Annotated in this window: 14 protein-coding genes; 10 read left to right on the top strand and 4 right to left on the bottom strand. The window is 41.6% G+C overall.

All coding sequences use genetic code 11. The features are described from left to right. Nucleotides 1–4: 4 nt before the first annotated feature. Nucleotides 5–421, top strand: a complete 417-nt coding sequence (locus tag HMPREF0851_RS09525; RefSeq protein ID WP_000628689.1) for a GNAT family N-acetyltransferase — start codon at nucleotides 5–7, stop codon at nucleotides 419–421. 828 nt (nucleotides 422–1,249) lie between these two features. On the opposite strand, the gene HMPREF0851_RS0103995 is transcribed toward HMPREF0851_RS09525, so the two are convergent. Next, the gene (locus HMPREF0851_RS0103995; protein ID WP_000970291.1) at nucleotides 1,250–1,342 is read right to left on the bottom strand and encodes a type I toxin-antitoxin system Fst family toxin; all 93 of its coding nucleotides are present in this window, start codon (nucleotides 1,340–1,342) and stop codon (nucleotides 1,250–1,252) included. Between the two features lie 342 nt (nucleotides 1,343–1,684). Next, the gene (locus HMPREF0851_RS0103990) at nucleotides 1,685–1,777 is read right to left on the bottom strand and encodes a type I toxin-antitoxin system Fst family toxin (RefSeq protein WP_000970379.1); all 93 of its coding nucleotides are present in this window, start codon (nucleotides 1,775–1,777) and stop codon (nucleotides 1,685–1,687) included. A 137-nt stretch (nucleotides 1,778–1,914) separates the two neighbouring features. On the opposite strand from HMPREF0851_RS0103990, the gene ruvB reads away from it, so the two are divergent. From ruvB to HMPREF0851_RS09475, 9 genes are all read left to right on the top strand, one after another. After that, nucleotides 1,915–2,913 (top strand): Holliday junction branch migration DNA helicase RuvB, encoded by a 999-nt coding sequence (gene ruvB / locus HMPREF0851_RS09520; RefSeq protein WP_009014280.1) that lies wholly within the window; start codon nucleotides 1,915–1,917, stop codon nucleotides 2,911–2,913. Next, a complete protein-coding gene (locus HMPREF0851_RS09515) occupies nucleotides 2,894–3,466 on the top strand; it encodes a nucleotidyltransferase family protein (protein WP_009014279.1) in 573 nt (190 codons plus the stop codon). Before ruvB ends, HMPREF0851_RS09515 begins: the two co-directional genes overlap by 20 nt. A gap of 343 nt (nucleotides 3,467–3,809) precedes the next feature. Next, nucleotides 3,810–4,568, top strand: a complete 759-nt coding sequence (locus HMPREF0851_RS09505) for an isoprenyl transferase (protein WP_000466721.1) — start codon at nucleotides 3,810–3,812, stop codon at nucleotides 4,566–4,568. 8 nt (nucleotides 4,569–4,576) lie between these two features. Further along, a complete protein-coding gene (locus tag HMPREF0851_RS09500; protein WP_000189872.1) occupies nucleotides 4,577–5,380 on the top strand; it encodes a phosphatidate cytidylyltransferase in 804 nt (267 codons plus the stop codon). Nucleotides 5,381–5,401: 21 nt separating this feature from the next. Next, nucleotides 5,402–6,661 carry an RIP metalloprotease RseP gene (gene rseP / locus HMPREF0851_RS09495; protein ID WP_000900675.1) on the top strand — a complete coding sequence of 420 codons (1,260 nt, stop codon included), beginning with the start codon at nucleotides 5,402–5,404 and terminating at the stop codon, nucleotides 6,659–6,661. A gap of 12 nt (nucleotides 6,662–6,673) precedes the next feature. Beyond that, nucleotides 6,674–8,527, top strand: a complete 1,854-nt coding sequence (locus HMPREF0851_RS09490) for a proline--tRNA ligase (RefSeq protein ID WP_000814048.1) — start codon at nucleotides 6,674–6,676, stop codon at nucleotides 8,525–8,527. Between the two features lie 98 nt (nucleotides 8,528–8,625). After that, on the top strand, nucleotides 8,626–10,005 hold the full coding sequence (bglA, locus tag HMPREF0851_RS09485) for a 6-phospho-beta-glucosidase (protein ID WP_000943495.1): 1,380 nt from the start codon (nucleotides 8,626–8,628) through the stop codon (nucleotides 10,003–10,005). Nucleotides 10,006–10,196: 191 nt separating this feature from the next. Continuing rightward, nucleotides 10,197–12,005, top strand: a complete 1,809-nt coding sequence (gene glmS / locus HMPREF0851_RS09480; protein WP_000334281.1) for a glutamine--fructose-6-phosphate transaminase (isomerizing) — start codon at nucleotides 10,197–10,199, stop codon at nucleotides 12,003–12,005. A gap of 271 nt (nucleotides 12,006–12,276) precedes the next feature. Further along, nucleotides 12,277–13,329, top strand: a complete 1,053-nt coding sequence (locus tag HMPREF0851_RS09475) for an LLM class flavin-dependent oxidoreductase (protein ID WP_025169863.1) — start codon at nucleotides 12,277–12,279, stop codon at nucleotides 13,327–13,329. Between the two features lie 94 nt (nucleotides 13,330–13,423). Here HMPREF0851_RS09475 and HMPREF0851_RS09470 read toward each other — a convergent pair whose 3' ends face one another. After that, a complete protein-coding gene (locus HMPREF0851_RS09470) occupies nucleotides 13,424–17,116 on the bottom strand; it encodes a pullulanase (protein ID WP_001230898.1) in 3,693 nt (1,230 codons plus the stop codon). 106 nt (nucleotides 17,117–17,222) lie between these two features. Then, nucleotides 17,223–18,707, bottom strand: a complete 1,485-nt coding sequence (locus HMPREF0851_RS09465) for a M protein trans-acting positive regulator PRD domain-containing protein (protein ID WP_001023726.1) — start codon at nucleotides 18,705–18,707, stop codon at nucleotides 17,223–17,225. Nucleotides 18,708–19,092: the final 385 nt, after the last annotated feature.

The raw sequence follows: 19,092 nt of genomic DNA, 5'->3' as shown, positions 1-19,092 counted from the left end.
TGACATGATAACAATTAGAAAGCAAGAAATCGTCAAGCTCGAGGATGTTTTGCATCTCTATCAGGCTGTCGGTTGGACAAATTATACCCATCAACCAGAGATGCTGGAGCAGGCCTTATCTCATTCATTAGTGATTTATGTGGCACTTGATGGCGATGCTGTGGTGGGCTTGATTCGTTTGGTTGGAGACGGTTTTTCATCAGTTTTTGTACAGGATTTGATTGTTTTACCAATCTATCAGCGTCAAGGGATTGGTAGTGCCTTGATGAAAGAGGCTTTAGAGGATTACAAAGATGCCTATCAAGTCCAGCTGGTGACAGAACAGACAGAAAAAAACGTGGGATTTTATCGTTCTTTGGGTTTTGAAGACTTATCTACCTATGATTGTACAGGAATGATTTGGGTAAACAGAGAAAAATAACAAAACTTGTTTTTCTTAAGCAAAGTTTAAGGATGGTCTAGTATGATATAACCATTAAATAAAGACCTCCTAACTTTATTTAATGAAATCCTAAAACTTTTTTTCATCATAATCTCCTAATGAAGTCACCCAATCAGGTGACTTTTTTGTGGGGTGAGGTGATGGTAATAGAAATTTTTTTGAAAAGTGGTAGAATCTGCGAAAAGTTAAGCTAGTTTTAAGCTTCGTCTTGTATCATATAGTTATTAAATAAAGACCTCCTAACTTTATTTAATAAAATCCTAAACTTTTCTTTTTCATAATAATCTCCCTTAACTCCACCGAAACAGGTGGAGTTTTTTGGCTCTATTTCAGGCTTTTTGGGACTATTCTAAAAATCATTTTTTGATATTTTTCGGTATTTTTCGGATTTTGGTCGGGGAATTGGCGGGGACTTTTTTAGGAAATATGACTAAGAAATAGGTTTGTTGTTACTTCAGCTACTTCAAACTCAATTTGATTGTAAGTGACTGTTAATTGAAGGACTGGAACTACTGTAATAATGATTTTGCTTGTCTAGTAGTGGCGTATTAAATGAGAAGTGACATGTAAGATTGTCTCTTCGTTTACGAAATCAAAATTTCTATGAAAATGATAGAATCCCTAACTTCTCTTAAAATTGAAAGTCTTGTTGTAAAGCGGTTAAAGCTTGAGAAGCTGAGGATGTAAAGTTTTGACAAATTTTATGAACTGTGGGATAATGGAGAGGAATTAAGGATTAGTTCTATATCATGGACTAGAAAAGACCCCAAGCTAACTTCCACATTAAGCTTGGGGTCTTTTTTGACACTATCTATCTTTGTTTAGCCATTTATCGACTAAGCGAAGAACAACACCGACCGCGATTGGTCCGATGATAGTTTTAAGGATTAGTTCCATCATGGGCTATCTCACCTCCTTTCGTAGGCGGTGTAGCAGTGCCGTAGAATATTATACCACATAAGTGCTAAACTCGGGAGTCACCCAATCAGGTGGAGTTTTTTGGCTCTATTTCAGGCTTTTAGAGACTATTTTAAACATCATTTTCCGATAACTTTTACTTAATCTTATAAACTTTATTGGACAGATTCTAAAGTTGGAGAAGCTGAGTAGATGAGAATGTAAACTTTTGACAAAATGTGTGAACTGTGGGATAATAAAAGGGAATTAAGTATTGTGTCTATATCATAGGCTAGAAAAGACCCCAAGCTAACTTCCACATTAAGCTTAGGGTCTTTTTTGACACTATTTGTCCTTGTTTAGCCATTTATCGACTAATCGAAGAACGACACCGATCACAATTGGTCCGATGATAGTTTTGAGTACTAATTCCATCATGGGCTATCTTACCTCCTTTCGTAGGCGGTGTAGAAGTGCCGTATAATATTATACAACCAACATAAGTGCTAAACTCAGGAGTCACCCAATCGGGTGGCTTTTTTGTTTGTGGCTTGGATTTTTGATATAATAGAGCCATGAGTAGAATTTTAGATAATGAGATAATGGGGGATGAGGAGTTAGTAGAACGCACACTCCGTCCTCAGTATTTACGTGAATATATCGGGCAGGATAAGGTCAAGGACCAGCTCCAAATCTTTATTGAAGCCGCCAAAATGCGGGATGAAGCGCTGGATCATGTCCTCTTATTTGGACCTCCAGGTTTGGGGAAGACGACCATGGCCTTTGTTATTGCTAACGAACTGGGTGTCAATCTCAAGCAGACGTCTGGGCCTGTCATTGAAAAGGCTGGTGATCTAGTAGCGATTTTGAATGACTTAGAGCCTGGGGATGTCCTTTTTATTGATGAGATTCATCGCTTGCCCATGTCTGTGGAAGAGGTGCTTTATAGTGCCATGGAGGACTTCTACATTGATATCATGATTGGTGCTGGTGAAGGCAGTCGCAGTGTTCATTTGGAGTTGCCACCTTTCACTTTGATTGGTGCGACGACTCGGGCTGGTATGCTCTCAAATCCGCTACGGGCACGTTTTGGGATTACAGGTCATATGGAGTATTATGCTCATGCTGATTTGACGGAAATTGTCGAGCGGACAGCAGATATTTTTGAGATGGAAATCACTCATGAGGCAGCTTCTGAGTTGGCTTTGCGGAGTCGTGGAACCCCTCGTATCGCCAATCGTCTCCTCAAGCGCGTGCGCGATTTTGCCCAGATTATGGGGAATGGGGTTATCGATGATGTTATTACCGATAAGGCTTTGACTATGCTGGATGTTGACCATGAAGGTTTGGACTATGTGGATCAAAAAATCCTTCGCACCATGATTGAGATGTACGGTGGTGGTCCTGTTGGTCTAGGAACTCTTTCTGTTAACATAGCAGAAGAGCGTGAGACAGTTGAAGACATGTATGAGCCCTACTTGATTCAAAAAGGTTTTATCATGCGGACACGGTCTGGACGGGTGGCGACTGCTAAGGCATATGAGCATTTGGGGTATGAGTACAATGAAAAATAAGCAAGAAATTCTAGAGGCTTTTAGAGAAAATCCGGATATGATGGCTATTCTGACGATCATCCGAAACCTTGGTCTGAAAGACTCGTGGTTGGCAGCAGGTTCTGTCAGAAATTTCATCTGGAATCTTTTGTCAGACAAATCCCCTTTTGACCATGAAACAGATGTAGATGTGATTTTCTTTGAACCGGATATTTCTTATGAGGAAACCTTGTCCCTGGAGAAAAAGCTACGAGAGGACTTTCCTCAGTACCAGTGGGAATTGAAAAATCAGGTCTATATGCACCAGCATAGCCCTCATACTGCTCCCTATACCAGTTCCCGTGATGCTATGAGTAAGTATCCAGAACGGTGTACGGCAGTTGGACTGCGCTTGAATGAAGAATCAGATTTTGAACTCTATGCACCTTATGGTTTGGAGGATATTTTGAATTTTCAAGTTCGTCCAACTCCTCATTTCTTAGAGAATCAAGACCGAATGGAACTTTATCAAACACGGCTATTCAAGAAAAATTGGCAAGAGAAATGGAAAAATTTGATTTTTAAAAATACTTAAGGAAACTTTAAGCTAGGGAGTGTATACTAAGTTCATAAGTTAAGAAGATCTTAACTTAAACTCCTAAAACTTTTTCATAATAATCTCCCTATAAAAATAGAGTCGCCCAATCAGGCGGCTTATTTTTTTGAAAATGGGCTTTGTGCCTGAGAATAATACTCAATGAAAATCAAAGTGCAAACTAGGAAGCTAGCTGCAGGTTGCTCAAAACACTGTTTTGAGGTTGCAGATAGAGCTGACGTGGTTTGAAGAGATTTTCGAAGAGTATAAATAGCTTAGTGATAGAAGAAAATAGGGAAATATGGTATAATGAAACGATAGATTTTTGAATAGGAATAAGATCATGTTTGGATTTTTTAAGAAAGATAAGGCTGTGGAAGTAGAAGTTCCGACACAGGTTCCTGCTCATATCGGCATCATCATGGATGGGAATGGTCGTTGGGCTAAAAAACGTATGCAACCGCGAGTCTTCGGACACAAGGCGGGCATGGAAGCATTGCAAACTGTGACCAAGGCAGCCAACAAACTAGGCGTTAAGGTTATTACGGTCTATGCTTTTTCTACAGAAAACTGGACCCGTCCAGATCAGGAAGTCAAGTTTATCATGAACTTGCCAGTAGAGTTTTATGATAATTATGTCCCGGAATTGCATGCGAATAATGTTAAGATTCAAATGATTGGGGAGACAGACCGCCTGCCTAAGCAAACTTTTGAAGCTCTGACCAAGGCTGAGGAATTGACTAAGAACAACACAGGTTTGATTCTTAATTTTGCTCTCAACTATGGTGGACGTGCTGAGATTACACAGGCTCTTAAGTTGATTTCCCAGGATGTGTTAGATGCCAAAATCAACCCAGGTGACATCACAGAGGAATTGATTGGCAACTATCTCTTCACCCAGCATTTGCCTAAGGATGTACGAGATCCAGACTTGATTATCCGTACTAGTGGAGAATTGCGTTTGAGCAATTTCCTTCCATGGCAGGGAGCTTATAGTGAGCTCTATTTTACGGACACCTTGTGGCCTGATTTTGACGAGGTAGCCTTGCAGGAAGCTATTCTTGCCTACAATCGTCGCCATCGCCGATTTGGAGGAGTTTAGGAGGTAATATGACACAGGATTTACAGAAAAGAACCTTGTTTGCAGGGATTGCCCTGGCTATTTTCCTACCGATTTTGATGGTTGGGGGACTCTTGCTGCAGATAGCAATCGGAATCATAGCCATGCTAGCCATGCATGAACTTTTGAAGATGAGAGGTCTAGAGACCATGACGATGGAGGGCCTCTTGACCCTATTTGCAACCTTTGCTTTGACCATTCCCTTGGAGAATTACCTGACTTTTTTGCCAGTTGATGGGAATGTGGTTGCCTATAGTGTTTTGATTTCAATCATGTTAGGAACGACCGTTTTTAGCAAGTCCTATACGATTGAGGATGCTGTTTTCCCTCTGGCTATGAGTTTCTACGTGGGATTTGGTTTTAATGCTTTGCTAGATGCTCGTGTCGCAGGTTTAGATAAGGCGCTCTTGGCCTTGTGTATTGTTTGGGCAACAGACAGTGGTGCCTATCTTGTTGGGATGAACTATGGTAAACGAAAATTAGCTCCGACAGTTTCTCCAAATAAAACCTTTGAGGGTGCCTTTGGTGGTATTTTAGGAGCAATTTTAGTAACCATCATCTTTATGATAGTTGACAGGACAGTTGCCCTTCCCTATGGAATTTACAAGATGTCAGTCTTTGCTATTTTCTTTAGTGTGGCTGGACAATTTGGGGATTTACTAGAAAGTTCGATCAAGCGTCACTTTGGTGTCAAGGATTCTGGGAAATTTATCCCTGGACATGGTGGTGTTTTGGATCGTTTTGATAGTATGTTACTTGTATTTCCAATCATGCACTTATTTGGACTCTTTTAATCAAAAGACGGAGGAAATACTATGCTCGGAATTTTAACCTTTATTCTGGTTTTCGGGATTATTGTGGTGGTGCATGAGTTTGGGCACTTCTACTTTGCCAAGAAATCAGGGATTCTAGTGCGTGAATTTGCCATTGGCATGGGACCCAAGATCTTTGCTCATATTGGCAAGGATGGGACGGCCTATACCATCCGAATCTTGCCGCTGGGTGGCTATGTTCGCATGGCTGGTTGGGGTGATGATACAACTGAAATTAAGACAGGAACTCCTGTTAGTTTGACGCTTACTGATGATGGTAAGGTTAAACGCATCAATCTCTCAGGTAAAAAATTGGATCAAACAGCTCTTCCTATGCAGGTGACCCAGTTTGACTTTGAAGACAAGCTCTTTATCAAAGGATTGGTTCTGGAAGAAGAAAAAACTTTTGCAGTGGATCACGATGCAACGGTTGTGGAAGCAGATGGTACTGAGGTTCGGATTGCACCTTTAGATGTTCAATATCAAAATGCGACTATCTGGGGCAAACTCATTACTAATTTTGCAGGCCCTATGAATAACTTTATCTTAGGTGTCGTTGTTTTTTGGATTTTAATCTTTATGCAGGGTGGTGTCAGAGATGTTGATACCAACCAGTTCCATGTTATGCCCCAAGGTGCTTTGGCTAAGGTAGGAGTACCAGAAACGGCTCAGATTACCAAGATTGGCTCACATGAGATTAGCAACTGGGAAAGTTTGATTCAGGCTGTGGAATCAGAAACCAAAGATAAGACGGCCCCGACCTTGGATGTGACTATTTCTGAAAATGGTAGTGACAAACAAGTCACTGTTACTCCAGAAGAAAGTCAAGGCCGTTACCTTCTAGGTGTTCAACCGGGGATTAAGTCAGATTTTCTATCCATGTTTGTAGGCGGTTTTACAACTGCTGCTGACTCGGCCCTACGAATTCTATCAGCCCTGAAAAATCTGATTTTCCAACCGGATTTGAACAAGCTAGGTGGCCCCGTTGCCATTTTTAAGGCAAGTAGTGATGCTGCTAAAAATGGAATTGAGAATGTCTTGTACTTCTTGGCAATGATTTCTATCAATATCGGGATTTTTAATCTGATTCCGATTCCAGCTTTGGATGGTGGTAAGATTGTGCTCAATATCCTAGAAGCTATCCGCCGCAAACCATTGAAACAAGAAATTGAAACCTATGTCACCTTGGCCGGAGTGGTCATCATGGTTGTCTTGATGATTGCTGTGACCTGGAATGACATCATGCGACTCTTTTTTAGATAATCGAGGAATATTATGAAACAAAGTAAAATGCCTATCCCAACGCTTCGCGAAATGCCAAGCGATGCTCAAGTTATCAGCCACGCTCTTATGTTGCGTGCTGGTTATGTTCGCCAAGTCTCAGCAGGTGTTTATTCTTACTTACCACTTGCCAACCGTGTGATTGAAAAAGCTAAAAACATCATGCGCCAAGAATTCGACAAGATTGGTGCCGTTGAGATGTTGGCTCCTGCCCTCCTCAGTGCAGAATTGTGGCGCGAATCAGGTCGTTACGAAACTTACGGTGAAGACCTTTATAAACTAAAAAACCGTGAAAAATCAGACTTTATCCTAGGTCCAACTCACGAAGAAACCTTTACAGCTATTGTCCGTGATTCTGTTAAGTCTTACAAGCAATTGCCACTCAACCTTTATCAAATCCAGCCTAAGTATCGTGATGAAAAACGCCCACGTAATGGCCTTCTTCGTACACGTGAGTTTATCATGAAGGATGCTTATAGCTTCCACGCTAACTATGATAGTTTGGACAGTGTTTATGATGAGTATAAGGCTGCTTATGAGCGTATTTTCACTCGTAGTGGCTTAGATTTCAAGGCTATCATCGGTGACGGTGGAGCCATGGGTGGTAAGGACAGCCAAGAATTTATGGCCATTACACCTGCTCGTACAGACCTTGACCGCTGGGTTGTCTTGGATAAGTCAGTTGCCTCATTTGACGAAATTCCTGCAGAAGTGCAAGAAGAAATCAAGGCAGAATTGCTCAAATGGATGGTTTCTGGTGAAGATACCATTGCTTACTCAAGTGAATCTAGCTATGCGGCCAACTTGGAAATGGCAACAAACGAGTACAAACCAAGCAACCGTGTTGTCGCTGAAGAAGAAGTGACTCGTGTTGCAACACCAGATGTTAAATCAATTGATGAAGTTGCAGCCTTCCTCAATGTTCCAGAAGAACAAACGATTAAAACCCTCTTCTACAAGGCGGATGGTGAGCTTGTTGCAGCCCTTCTAGTTGGAAATGATCAACTCAACGAAGTTAAATTGAAAAACCATTTGGGAGCAGATTTCTTCGACGTTGCTAGCGAAGAAGAAGTGGCAAATGTTGTTCAAGCAGGATTTGGTTCACTTGGACCAGTTGGTTTGCCAGAGAATATTAAAATTATTGCAGATCGTAAGGTGCAAGATGTTCGCAATGCAGTTGTCGGTGCTAACGAAGATGGCTACCACTTGACTGGTGTGAACCCAGGCCGTGATTTTACTGCAGAATATGTGGATATCCGTGAAGTTCGTGAAGGTGAGATTTCTCCAGACGGGCAAGGAGTCCTTAACTTTGCGCGTGGTATCGAAATTGGTCACATCTTCAAACTCGGTACTCGCTATTCAGCAAGCATGGGAGCAGATGTTTTGGATGAAAATGGCCGTGCTGTGCCAATTATCATGGGATGTTACGGTATCGGTGTCAGCCGTCTCCTTTCAGCAGTGATGGAGCAACACGCTCGCCTCTTTGTTAACAAAACACCAAAAGGTGAATATCGTTACGCTTGGGGAATCAACTTCCCTAAAGAATTGGCACCATTTGATGTGCACTTGATTACCGTCAATGTCAAGGATGAAGAAGCGCAAGCCTTGACAGAAAAACTTGAAGCAAGCTTGATGGGAGCTGGTTACGAAGTCTTGACAGATGACCGTAACGAACGTGTTGGTGTTAAATTCAGCGATAGCGACTTGATTGGGTTGCCAATCCGTATCACTGTTGGGAAGAAAGCAGCAGATGGTATCGTAGAAGTTAAGATTAAAGCGACTGGTGACACCATCGAAGTTCATGCAGATAACTTGCTCGAAACACTTGAAATCCTCAGCAAGAAATAAAAACTATAATCAGAAGAAAAACAAGGAAAAAATGTAACTAGTTTTTACCTTGTTTTTTCTGTATAATGGGAAAAATGAGTAGATAAAGAGGTAAATGTATGCTAAGATTTCCAAAGGATTTTGTCTGGGGGTCCTCTACTTCTGGGCCGCAGACAGAAGGACGTATAGCTGGTGACGGTAAGGGAGATAATCTCTGGGATTATTGGTACCACGTGGAGCCAAATCGTTACTATAATGGGATTGGTCCAGATAAGACATCGACCTTTTATGAAAATTGGGAGCAGGATATCGAGCTTTTGTTAGAGACTGGTCACACAGCCTTTCGGACTTCTATTCAGTGGTCACGGATTTTTCCACAAGGTTGTGGAAAAGTCAATTCTCAGGGTGTAGACTTTTACCGTAAGGTTTTTGAGGCTATTAAGGCCAAAGGGATTCGTCTTTTAGTCAATCTTTATCATTTTGATTTGCCTTTTGCCCTTCAAGAGGATGGTGATGGTTGGGAAAATAAGGAGACTGTTTCAGCCTATGAAGACTATGCTCGTTTTTGTTTTGAGACTTATGGAGATTTAGTGGATCAATGGATTACCTTTAATGAGCCCATCGTTCCTGTGGAATTTGGCTATTTTTACGATGCCCATTATCCACATAAGGTGGATGCAGAGGCAGCCGTTAAAGTAGCTTATCATACACAATTGGCCAGCAGTCGGGCGGTTAAGGCCTGTCATGAACTTTTGCCAGATTCCAAGATTGGGATTGTCCTCAACTTGACACCAGCTTATCCACGTAGCCAGCATCCTGCTGATGTCAAGGCTGCTCGTATTGCGGACCTTTTTCAGGCTCAATCTTTCTTAGATCCGTCTGTTTTGGGGACTTATCCACAGGAGTTGGTAGAAATCTTACATGAATACGGTCTCTTGCCTGATGCTACAGAGGAGGAGTTGGATCTCATTCGTGACAATACGGTGGACTTCCTTGGTGTCAACTACTATCAACCTTTGCGTGTTATGGCGCCTCGATTTGCTAAGCATCCAGAGAGTCCACTCTTACCAGAACATTTTTACGAGCCTTATGTGATGCCTGGACGTAAAATCAATCCTCACCGTGGCTGGGAGATTTATGAGCAAGGGATTTATGACATCGCCCAAAATATCAAAGAAAATTATGGCAATATTGAGTGGATGCTGACAGAGAATGGTATGGGTGTTGAGGGGGAAGAAAAATTCCGTGAGAATGGAATGATTCAAGATGATTACCGTATTGACTTTGTAAAAGGTCATCTGCGTGAACTTCACCGTGCTATTGAAGATGGAGCTAATTGTAAGGGCTATTTAATTTGGACCTTTATCGATTGTTGGTCATGGCTCAACAGTTATAAAAATCGTTATGGTTTGGTCGAACTAGACTTGGAAACGCAAGAACGTCGTCTGAAAAAATCAGGGCACTGGTTCAAGGAATTAAGCGACAATAATGGATTTTAAAAAGGACTCTGACTGATTATCCTAATTGATCAGAGTTTTTTGCTTACAGGAGCTTGATTTGAACTATACCAATTTTTACTCTTGACAAGTGAAAGAAACAAGTATATACTGTTTTTGCTGATTCTATAAAAGAGGAATTAGACTATACCAATTTTAAGGAGAAAGCACAGCTGGTCTGTGTCGTATATACTATGTGTGGAATTGTTGGTGTTGTTGGAAACACAAATGCAACTGATATTTTGATTCAAGGGCTTGAAAAGCTTGAATACCGTGGCTATGATTCTGCGGGAATTTTTGTCCTAGGTGGTGCTGAAAATCATCTGGTCAAGGCGGTTGGCCGTATTGCAGAATTGTCTGCTAAGACAGCTGGTGTTGAGGGAACAACTGGTATTGGACATACTCGTTGGGCGACTCACGGAAAACCAACGGAAGACAATGCTCACCCACACCGCTCTGAGACAGAACGTTTTGTCTTGGTTCACAATGGGGTGATTGAAAACTACCTTGAAATCAAGGAAGAATACCTTGCGGGGCACCACTTCAAAGGGCAAACAGATACAGAAATCGCTGTTCACTTGATTGGGAAATTTGCAGAGGAAGATGGTTTGTCAGTTCTTGAAGCCTTCAAAAAAGCTCTTCACATCATCCGTGGTTCTTATGCCTTTGCCTTGGTTGACTCACAAGACCCTGAAGTTATCTACGTGGCTAAAAATAAATCACCACTCTTGATTGGTCTTGGGGAAGGTTATAACATGGTCTGCTCAGATGCCATGGCTATGATTCGTGAAACCAACCAGTATATGGAAATTCATGACCAAGAGTTGGTAATCGTCAAGGCTGATAGCGTCGAAGTGCAAGACTATGATGGTAATGGTCGTGAGCGTGCTAGCTATACTGCTGAACTTGACTTGTCAGATATAGGTAAGGGAACTTATCCTTACTACATGCTCAAGGAAATCGATGAGCAACCAACAGTGATGCGTAAGTTGATCCAAGCCTACACAGATGAGGCTGGTCAAGTTGTCGTAGACCCAGCTATCATCAAGGCTGTTCAAGACGCAGACCGTATCTACATTCTTGCAGCTGGAACATCTTACCACGCAGGATTTGCTTCTAAGAAAATGTTGGAAGAATTGACAGATACACCAGTTGAACTTGGAATCTCATCTGAGTGGGGCTACGGTATGCCACTTCTCAGCAAGAAACCACTTTTCATCTTTATCAGCCAGTCTGGTGAAACAGCGGATAGCCGTCAAGTTTTGGTCAAGGCTAATGAAATGGGAATCCCAAGCTTGACAGTGACAAACGTCCCAGGTTCAACCCTTTCACGTGAAGCTAACTATACCATGCTCCTTCATGCAGGTCCTGAAATTGCCGTGGCATCAACCAAGGCCTATACAGCGCAAATTGCAGCCCTTGCCTTTTTAGCAAAAGCAGTCGGAGAAGCAAATGGCAATGCTAAAGCGCAAGCCTTTGACCTGGTTCATGAATTGTCAATTGTAGCTCAGTCTATCGAATCAACTCTTTCAGAGAAAGAAAACATTGAAGCCAAGGTTCGTGAGCTTCTTGAAACAACTCGCAATGCCTTTTATATTGGGCGTGGTCAAGATTACTACGTAGCTATGGAAGCAAGCCTTAAACTCAAAGAGATTTCTTACATCCAGTGTGAAGGTTTTGCGGCAGGAGAACTTAAGCATGGAACTATTGCCTTGATTGAAGAAGGAACGCCAGTCTTGGCCCTCTTGTCAGATCCAGTCCTTGCCAACCATACTCGTGGAAATATCCAAGAGGTTGCAGCCCGTGGTGCCAAAGTCCTCACTATCGCAGAAGAGAATGTTGCTAAAGAGACAGATGATATCGTCCTTACGACTGTACATCCATACCTCTCACCAATCTCAATGGTCGTGCCAACGCAATTGGTCGCTTACTTTGCAACTCTACACCGTGGGCTTGATGTGGATAAACCACGTAACCTTGCTAAGTCAGTAACGGTAGAATAAGCTAAAAAAGTCTAGTTATCTAGGCTTTTTCCTGTGAGCAGATTGGTTGCTTGTACTCAAGTTTCGTGTTATACTCTTCGAAAATCTCTTCAAACCACGTCAGCTTCACCTTGCCGTAGGTATAGGCAACTGACTTCGTCAGTCTTATCCACAACCTCAAAACACTGTTTTAAGCAGCCTGCGGCTAGCTTCCTAGTTTGCTCTTTGATTTTCATTGAGTATTAGAATAATTTTTCAAATTGAAGGACAGAAATAGACAAGGGGAATCACAATAGTAGAATTGGGAATTTCAACATTTGGTGAAACAACGGTGCTTGAAGGGACTGGGCAGACTTACAGTCATGCTGAACGCATTCGCCAGTTGCTGGCAGAGATTGAGCTGGCTGACAAGGTTGGTTTGGATGTATATGGAATTGGTGAGCATCATCGAGCGGATTTTGCGGTATCAACCCCAGAGATTGTCCTGGCAGCTGGGGTAGTCAATACCAAGAAAATCCATTTGACCAGCGCAGTCAGCATTCTCTCAAGTAGGGATCCTGTTCGTTTGTTTCAACAGTATGCCACTATCGATGCTTTATCAAATGGACGTGCGGAGATTATGGCTGGAAGGGGTTCTTTCACGGAATCTTTTCCCTTGTTTGGATATGATTTGAAAGACTACGAAGCCCTTTTTGATGAGAAATTAGACTTGCTTCAGTTAGTCAATGAAAAGACCAAGCTAGACTGGCAAGGTCGATTGACCCAAATAATCTCTGGCAAAGAAGTCTATCCTCGTCCAGTTCAGGACAAATTGTCCTTGTGGATAGCGACAGGTGGTCATGTCGAATCAACAGTGAAGATTGCTCAGGCAGGCCTACCGATTGTCTATGCCATTATTGGTGGTAACCCTCGTTATTTTAAAAAGTTGATTCAGGCTTATCGTGAGATCGGTAGGGATGCCGGTCATGCAGAAAAAGACCTGAAAGTGGGAGCTCATTCTTGGGGTTGGATTGCTGAAGATGGCGAGCAGGCAGTGAAAGATTATTTCCATCCGACCAAGCAAGTGGTGGACGCTATTTCCAAAGACCGTCCGCATTGGCAGGAATTGCGTTATGAGCAATATTTGGAGCAAGTTGGGCCAAATGGTGCTATGTTTGTGGGCAATCCAGATCAGGTGGCCGAAAAATTGATTCGCATGATTGAAGACTTAGGTTTGGACCGCTTTATGCTCCATCTACCACTTGGTTCTATGCCTCATGAACAAGTCCTGAGAGCTATTGAATTCTTCGGCACACAAGTTGCACCCAAAGTCCGGGCTTACTTTGCCATGAAAGAGGCTAAATAAAAAACTACTCAAGTTTATTATGACGACAAATGTTGTACAAAAATCAATCCCCCGAGCGTCAAGGCTTGGGGGATTGTTCTATAGGAGGGCTAGTTTAGTTCTCTTTTTTGTTTTTCAGTAAGAACCTGAGACCTAGAAGAGCAAGGAGACTAATTCCTGCAAGAGTAAGAAGAGATTTGCTCTCAGTTCCTGTGTTTGGAAGGACTTTCTGAGAAAGAGGCTCTGCAGCAGTTTCTTGGGTTTCAGGATTTGCTGCTAGGTTTTGGGCTTGACCTTGTTCTTGTTCGACATTCAAGCTGGAAAGGTCAAATTCTGATTTTTCTTCCACAGCTGGGGCAACGATGGCACCGCCTTGAGCGATTCGAAGAACAGTAGCTGTAAGGGCATTCAATTTCAAGCCTTTTTCAGTCCATTCAAGTCCTTTCGGGTTGGCAATTCCAACTGGCCCTGCTTGGTTTTCATCTGCTAAAACTTCAGCATTTCTGAGATGTGCAAAGGCAGTTCCCAAATTAAATTCGCGAGCTTTTTCATCCGCATTGACAAAGACTGCGTAGATATCACCGTTTGGAGCAGTGATTTGGTAGCCAATTACTACATCCTCTTTTTCTACACCATTTTGACCTGGGACAGTGATGAGTTGGACACGGTCTTTGATATCTTGGAGACTCTTAAGTCGGAAGGCATCTGTAGATTGACGAAGGGCAATCAAACCTTTCATATAGTCACGGCTCTTGACATTTTCAGGATATGCTTTTCCATCTGTAGCTTTAGTCCAGTCAAACTTGTTAATAGCATCACTCGAATCGTAAGAGTCATGGATGAAGTAAGGATAGTCAAATGGATTGCCGTCCTTATCACGCAACAAGTGAGATTTGTTTGGAACCTTATCCTCCGCTACTGGAGTCTTGTAGGCTGGGTCACGAAATTGTTTGGTACGTCCATATTCCTGACCAGAGTGGATAAATGGAGTCCCTTGAGCAGTCAAGACCATGAGATTTCCAAGTCTCAAACGACGATGAATCTCAGCGTAGTTCTCAGCCTTGCTTGGGTCTTTTTTGATAGATTGGGCAATGATGTCAAAGAGGGTCAAGTTATCATGGGCTGCGATGTATTGGATGACATCTCCAGGGCTGTCTGCTTCAAAGTTGGTTGGTTGAGCAATCAGATTTTTGAAGATAGTGTTGATATCACGTTTGCCACCTGTGATAAAAGCAGGTTGACCTTCATTTGGATAACCAGATTTGAGGTTGTTACGGATGTCATCTGAGAAGACAGCGACAGTATCGGTATGTTTCATCCAATCTTGGTCAGCAGCTTTAGTAGGCATATTTTCATCACCAGCATAGGTTCTCCAACCTTCACCTAGCATGATGAGGTTTGGATTGAGGGCGCGTGCAGCCTTGTAAGCTTCTTCGATAGAAGCGGCGTCATGGTCTCCCATCATATCGAAGCGGAATCCATCAACTTTGTAGGTATCAACTAGATATTTGATAGAATCAACTAGGAGGCGTTTGGTCATATAGTGAGTTGTCCCCAAACGTCCACCACCAAAGCTAGTTCGAGGTGTTCCATCGGCATCCATAAAGTGATAGTAGTTTGGTTCCAAATCTTCAAAGATATCGACTTTGGCTGTATGGTTATAAACGACATCTAGGATAGCTCCCATGCCACGTTTGTGGATTTCATTGATGAGGTTTTTAAATTCTGCGATTCGTTTTTCTGGATTCTTAGGATCGCTTGAGTACATACCAGTCAATGAGAAGTAGTTTTGAGGGTCATATCCCCAGTTGTAGTTGCTGTTGCTTGAAGCATAGTCAGATAAGCGTTCGTGGTTCTTCAACTCATTGACAAAGTAGTAAGACAAGACTGGAAGGAGCTGGATGTGGGTTACACCCAAGTTTTTGAGGTAGTCTAGTTTTTCGATAAAGGCTTCAAAAGTACCAAATGGCTTAGTCAAATCTTTTGCGATGGCAGGATCTGAAGTGAAGTCACGCACATGAGCTTCATAGATGACAGCATCTTCGCGCGATTTGAAGTTGCGAATCTTACCATAAGTCAAGTCTTGAGGTCCTAGTTTAGCTGGATTTACAAAGGCGGCTTTAGCCACTTTATGGGAAGCGTCTGTTTTTGCAAGATCGCTGTTCCAAGCAGCGAGAGATTTAGCGTAAGGATCAAGTGCAAGAACAGTTTTCCCTTGACGCTCGATTTGGTATTGATAATAGTAGCCAGTGAAATCTGTGATTCCTAGTTTGTTTGTGCTATCTAGAGTTTGTTTCCAAGTTCCTCTTTCCCCTTTTTCAAGAGCGACAGTTCCAACCACTTTTTCAGGGTCATTCTTGTCGTAGATAACGACAGAAACCTTATCAGCACTTGGTGACCAGAGGGTTAAATCAACTTGTTTTCCTTCTTCTTTTAGGTCAGCTCCCAGTTTGCCATCATAACTGTAAGTCTCATCTTTCAGACGCCAGCTTGTTTTGGTAGTGAATTGGTCGGAATTGTAGCTAATGGTATAAGGATGTTTTGTGTCAGAGAAATCTCCGCTGTAGGTCACTTTCTTACCAGCTTCATCGATTGCAACATCAGTGATAGTTATTTTGTTTCCTAGATGATTAGTGATGTTGGAGTGTTTGAGGATATCTTCTTTTTTAGCACCGACAAGTGTTGAAAAACTACTTTCAATGCTATAAGTTCCTACGTGTTGGGCTCCTGTCATACGGATATCATGGACATAGTATGGATTTGTGTAAATAGATTCGTCATCGTCTTTTAGGAAAATTTGGCTATGATTTTTCAAATCTGTGAACTTATAATCTTCTTTACGGATTTTCACGTCGTCTCCTTGTTTGCTCTCATCTAGTAATAAAAAACCGAATTCTTTGGCAGCATCCTTAAGAGGAATGTCGATATAGCGACCGTATTTACCTGTAGCCGTAAAGTCTGTTCCGTCAGGCCATTGAGCGCTACTTGGATTTTTCACATCTCCCCAGTACCAGAGTGATTTCTTGTCGTAGTTGCCATCCGTGCGGTAGTAGTTGACGCGAACAGTCCCTGCAGGTTGTGGTTCGTAAGAGAAAACCTTGTAATCTTGGTCCAACCAAGCTTCGTTCATCTTTGGTGCCAGTTTTTCTGCAGATTTATCACCAGTTAGGTTTTTCCCAGCTGTATTATTGATGAGGAAGCTAATTTTCTTGGCTTGTTCTCCCTTTAATTTGACATCTAGGTAGTAGCCGTAGTCATCTTTTTTGGCATCCTTAAAAGACAAGGCTCCGTTTGGCCAGTTTTCAGAAGGTTTTTCAACATCGTCCCAAGTCCATAGTCCTTGAGCATCCTTGTTTTCTTCAGGAAGTTTTTTGACGTGGATACGGAAGTAGTTGTCTTCGATTGGCTCTTCTGCCTTAGTTTCAGTCGTTACTGGACTCGTAGAAGTAGTTGGTTCACTTGAACGATCTTGTCCGATTTGTGGTGCTGAGTCAGCTGGGCTTGCAGCAGGAGTGGTTGCCTCTGTTGCAGGTTTTTCTTCTGTTTTCTCTAGGGAAGCGTTTGCATTTTTGGGTAAAGAAATATCACTTTCCTTCTTATCAGCTTTGACTGCTGTATCAGTAAGAGGTTGGGTAATAGTGTTAGTCGCTTCAGCACTAGCTGTTGTGGCTTCGTTAGCTGAGATAGTTGGTGTAGCCATGGCAAGCAGAACAAGGCTTGCTCCAATAAGGACAGAACCAGTTCCATTCTTGAGGGAACGGATGCTGTAAACCATTTTTTTCTCAGTGTGAGATGGGTTTTTTCTCATAATCATTCTCCTATAAATGAATTTCTTTATCAGTATAGCATGTAGTAAAATAATATGCAAGCGTTTTCTTGAAATTAAAATAAAAGAAAAATCGCAACAGATTTTGTTACGATTTGGTCAGTCTTTCTTTATGAATTTGAGAAGCCAGAAGGTGGAGATGGTGGAATAATTCTGACGTAGAGAAGTTACGACTGTAGATAAGTGGTTTCGGAGAGTTGGTAACAGGAAAGGTAGTGATAACAATATCGTGTGGGATTTGATTGAGAATTGAGAAAGAAATCGTAGATTCTTCCCAAGAATCAAAGAGATAGAGATTATTGCCGTAGTGAGCAAGGGTGTCGATAAGGTTTTGTGCGTGATGACTATCCAGATGACTAATGACCAAAACACGAATTTTGGGAAATTTTTGAAGTAATTGGACTAAAATTCGATGCCCTTGGATAGAAAAGGTGTAGATAAGTTCTTGTAATTTAATGGGGTGATTTTCCAGTCCCATTTCAGTCAGATAAGATTGGAATTTGTGTTGACTTACTTCAAATAGTTTTGGGAATTCTGCTTGATAATTGCTTAAAATCTGAGATTTCTGTCTGTCGAGAGACTGGTTACTGAGTAAGTGGAAGAAATCAGATTGGGCAGTGTAGTGGAGGAGCCAAGTCAATTCCTCGCGATTTTCAATCTGTAGGTGAAATTCTTTAGCCAGTTCTTCTAGAATTTGGCTCAATAAATGATAGGATTTTTGGATATGATGAATATCGCTCAGTGCACCACTGTTAGCATTGTCTGTAATTTTAGGAGATTTGATTGGGTTTGAAAATAGTTGTTCCAGTGTTTTCTTTCTAGGTTCAAAATGGAGTTTTTTAGCCAGCTTTTTGATGTCTTGTTCAAACTGCGGAATTTGCATGAGGGAGCTGTAGTGACTGGTTAAAAGAGGAGTAGGATTTTCAATCAAATGACTCTTACTAAACCGCTCTAGATTGATAGCAAGAATATATTTGATTTGCCGTAAGCTACTGAGGTTGGGGGAAACTTGTTGGGCGTCCAAAAATAGCTGAATCAAGTGTGTGAGTGATTCTTCAGAAATCGAAGGGAAGGGCCAATCAAGAAAGTCGTAACTTTGGCTAAAGTAGTCTAGATAAAAGGCACGAATGTCCTCTTCTGTTCCATCCATGACTAAAGGGGAAGGTTGGATGCTGATGCCATAGTGTGGTGGAAGCTTCGTATTTAGATGCTGGATGATTTCTTGACCTCGTTCGTAACTCATCACAAGTTCTTGACACATTTGGTCAAGTGAGTCTTCCTCCTTGAAAAACAGACGGTTCAAAAAAGAGTAAGTTTCAGACTGTTTAAAAATCGCAATCCTGGGATCCAAGGTATTTTGAAAGTCAAACTGCAATTGAATGACTTCTTTTGTTGATTGTATCAGGAGGTTTGGGAATAATTGCTCAAGCTTAAAAACGTGTTCTTGCAATTCTTCTATTGAAAAATTCAGCCTCTCAGCCAAGACTGGAAGTTCTATCCAATCATGGTGTTTGGTTAATTCTTCCAGTAAGAATAATAAATCTTGTTCAGTTTTAGAAAGCAAGATATTCATCACAATCCTCCATATATATTTATACATATATATTAAAAGAAAAACCAAGTAAAGTCAAGAAAAATAGACTAGGATAAATATAGTACAACCGTAATTTACCATATTTTTCTTGGACTATTAAACTGAAAATGAAATTTGCAAAGTGATCATTGAATTTAATTTTTCATAGGAAAAGATTTTGTCAAAAATTCGTTAATCCCCTTGAAAAATCTAGCTAAATAGGGTATAATATGAGTAATCATTTGTCGTAGGTCTTGTCTGAAATATTGTCCAGACAGGGCTCACAGCAGTTAAATCTTCTGAAAAAGTCAGATTTAGCTGCTCTTTTTGTGCTTTTTTTCAGGATTTTGAGTACTTGTAACAAAGACTTAAAGATTCTGAAAAT

This window comes from Streptococcus sp. M334, from assembly GCF_000187745.1.
GTDB lineage: Bacteria > Bacillota > Bacilli > Lactobacillales > Streptococcaceae > Streptococcus.
This window is presented reverse-complemented; position numbering and strand designations above follow the sequence as displayed.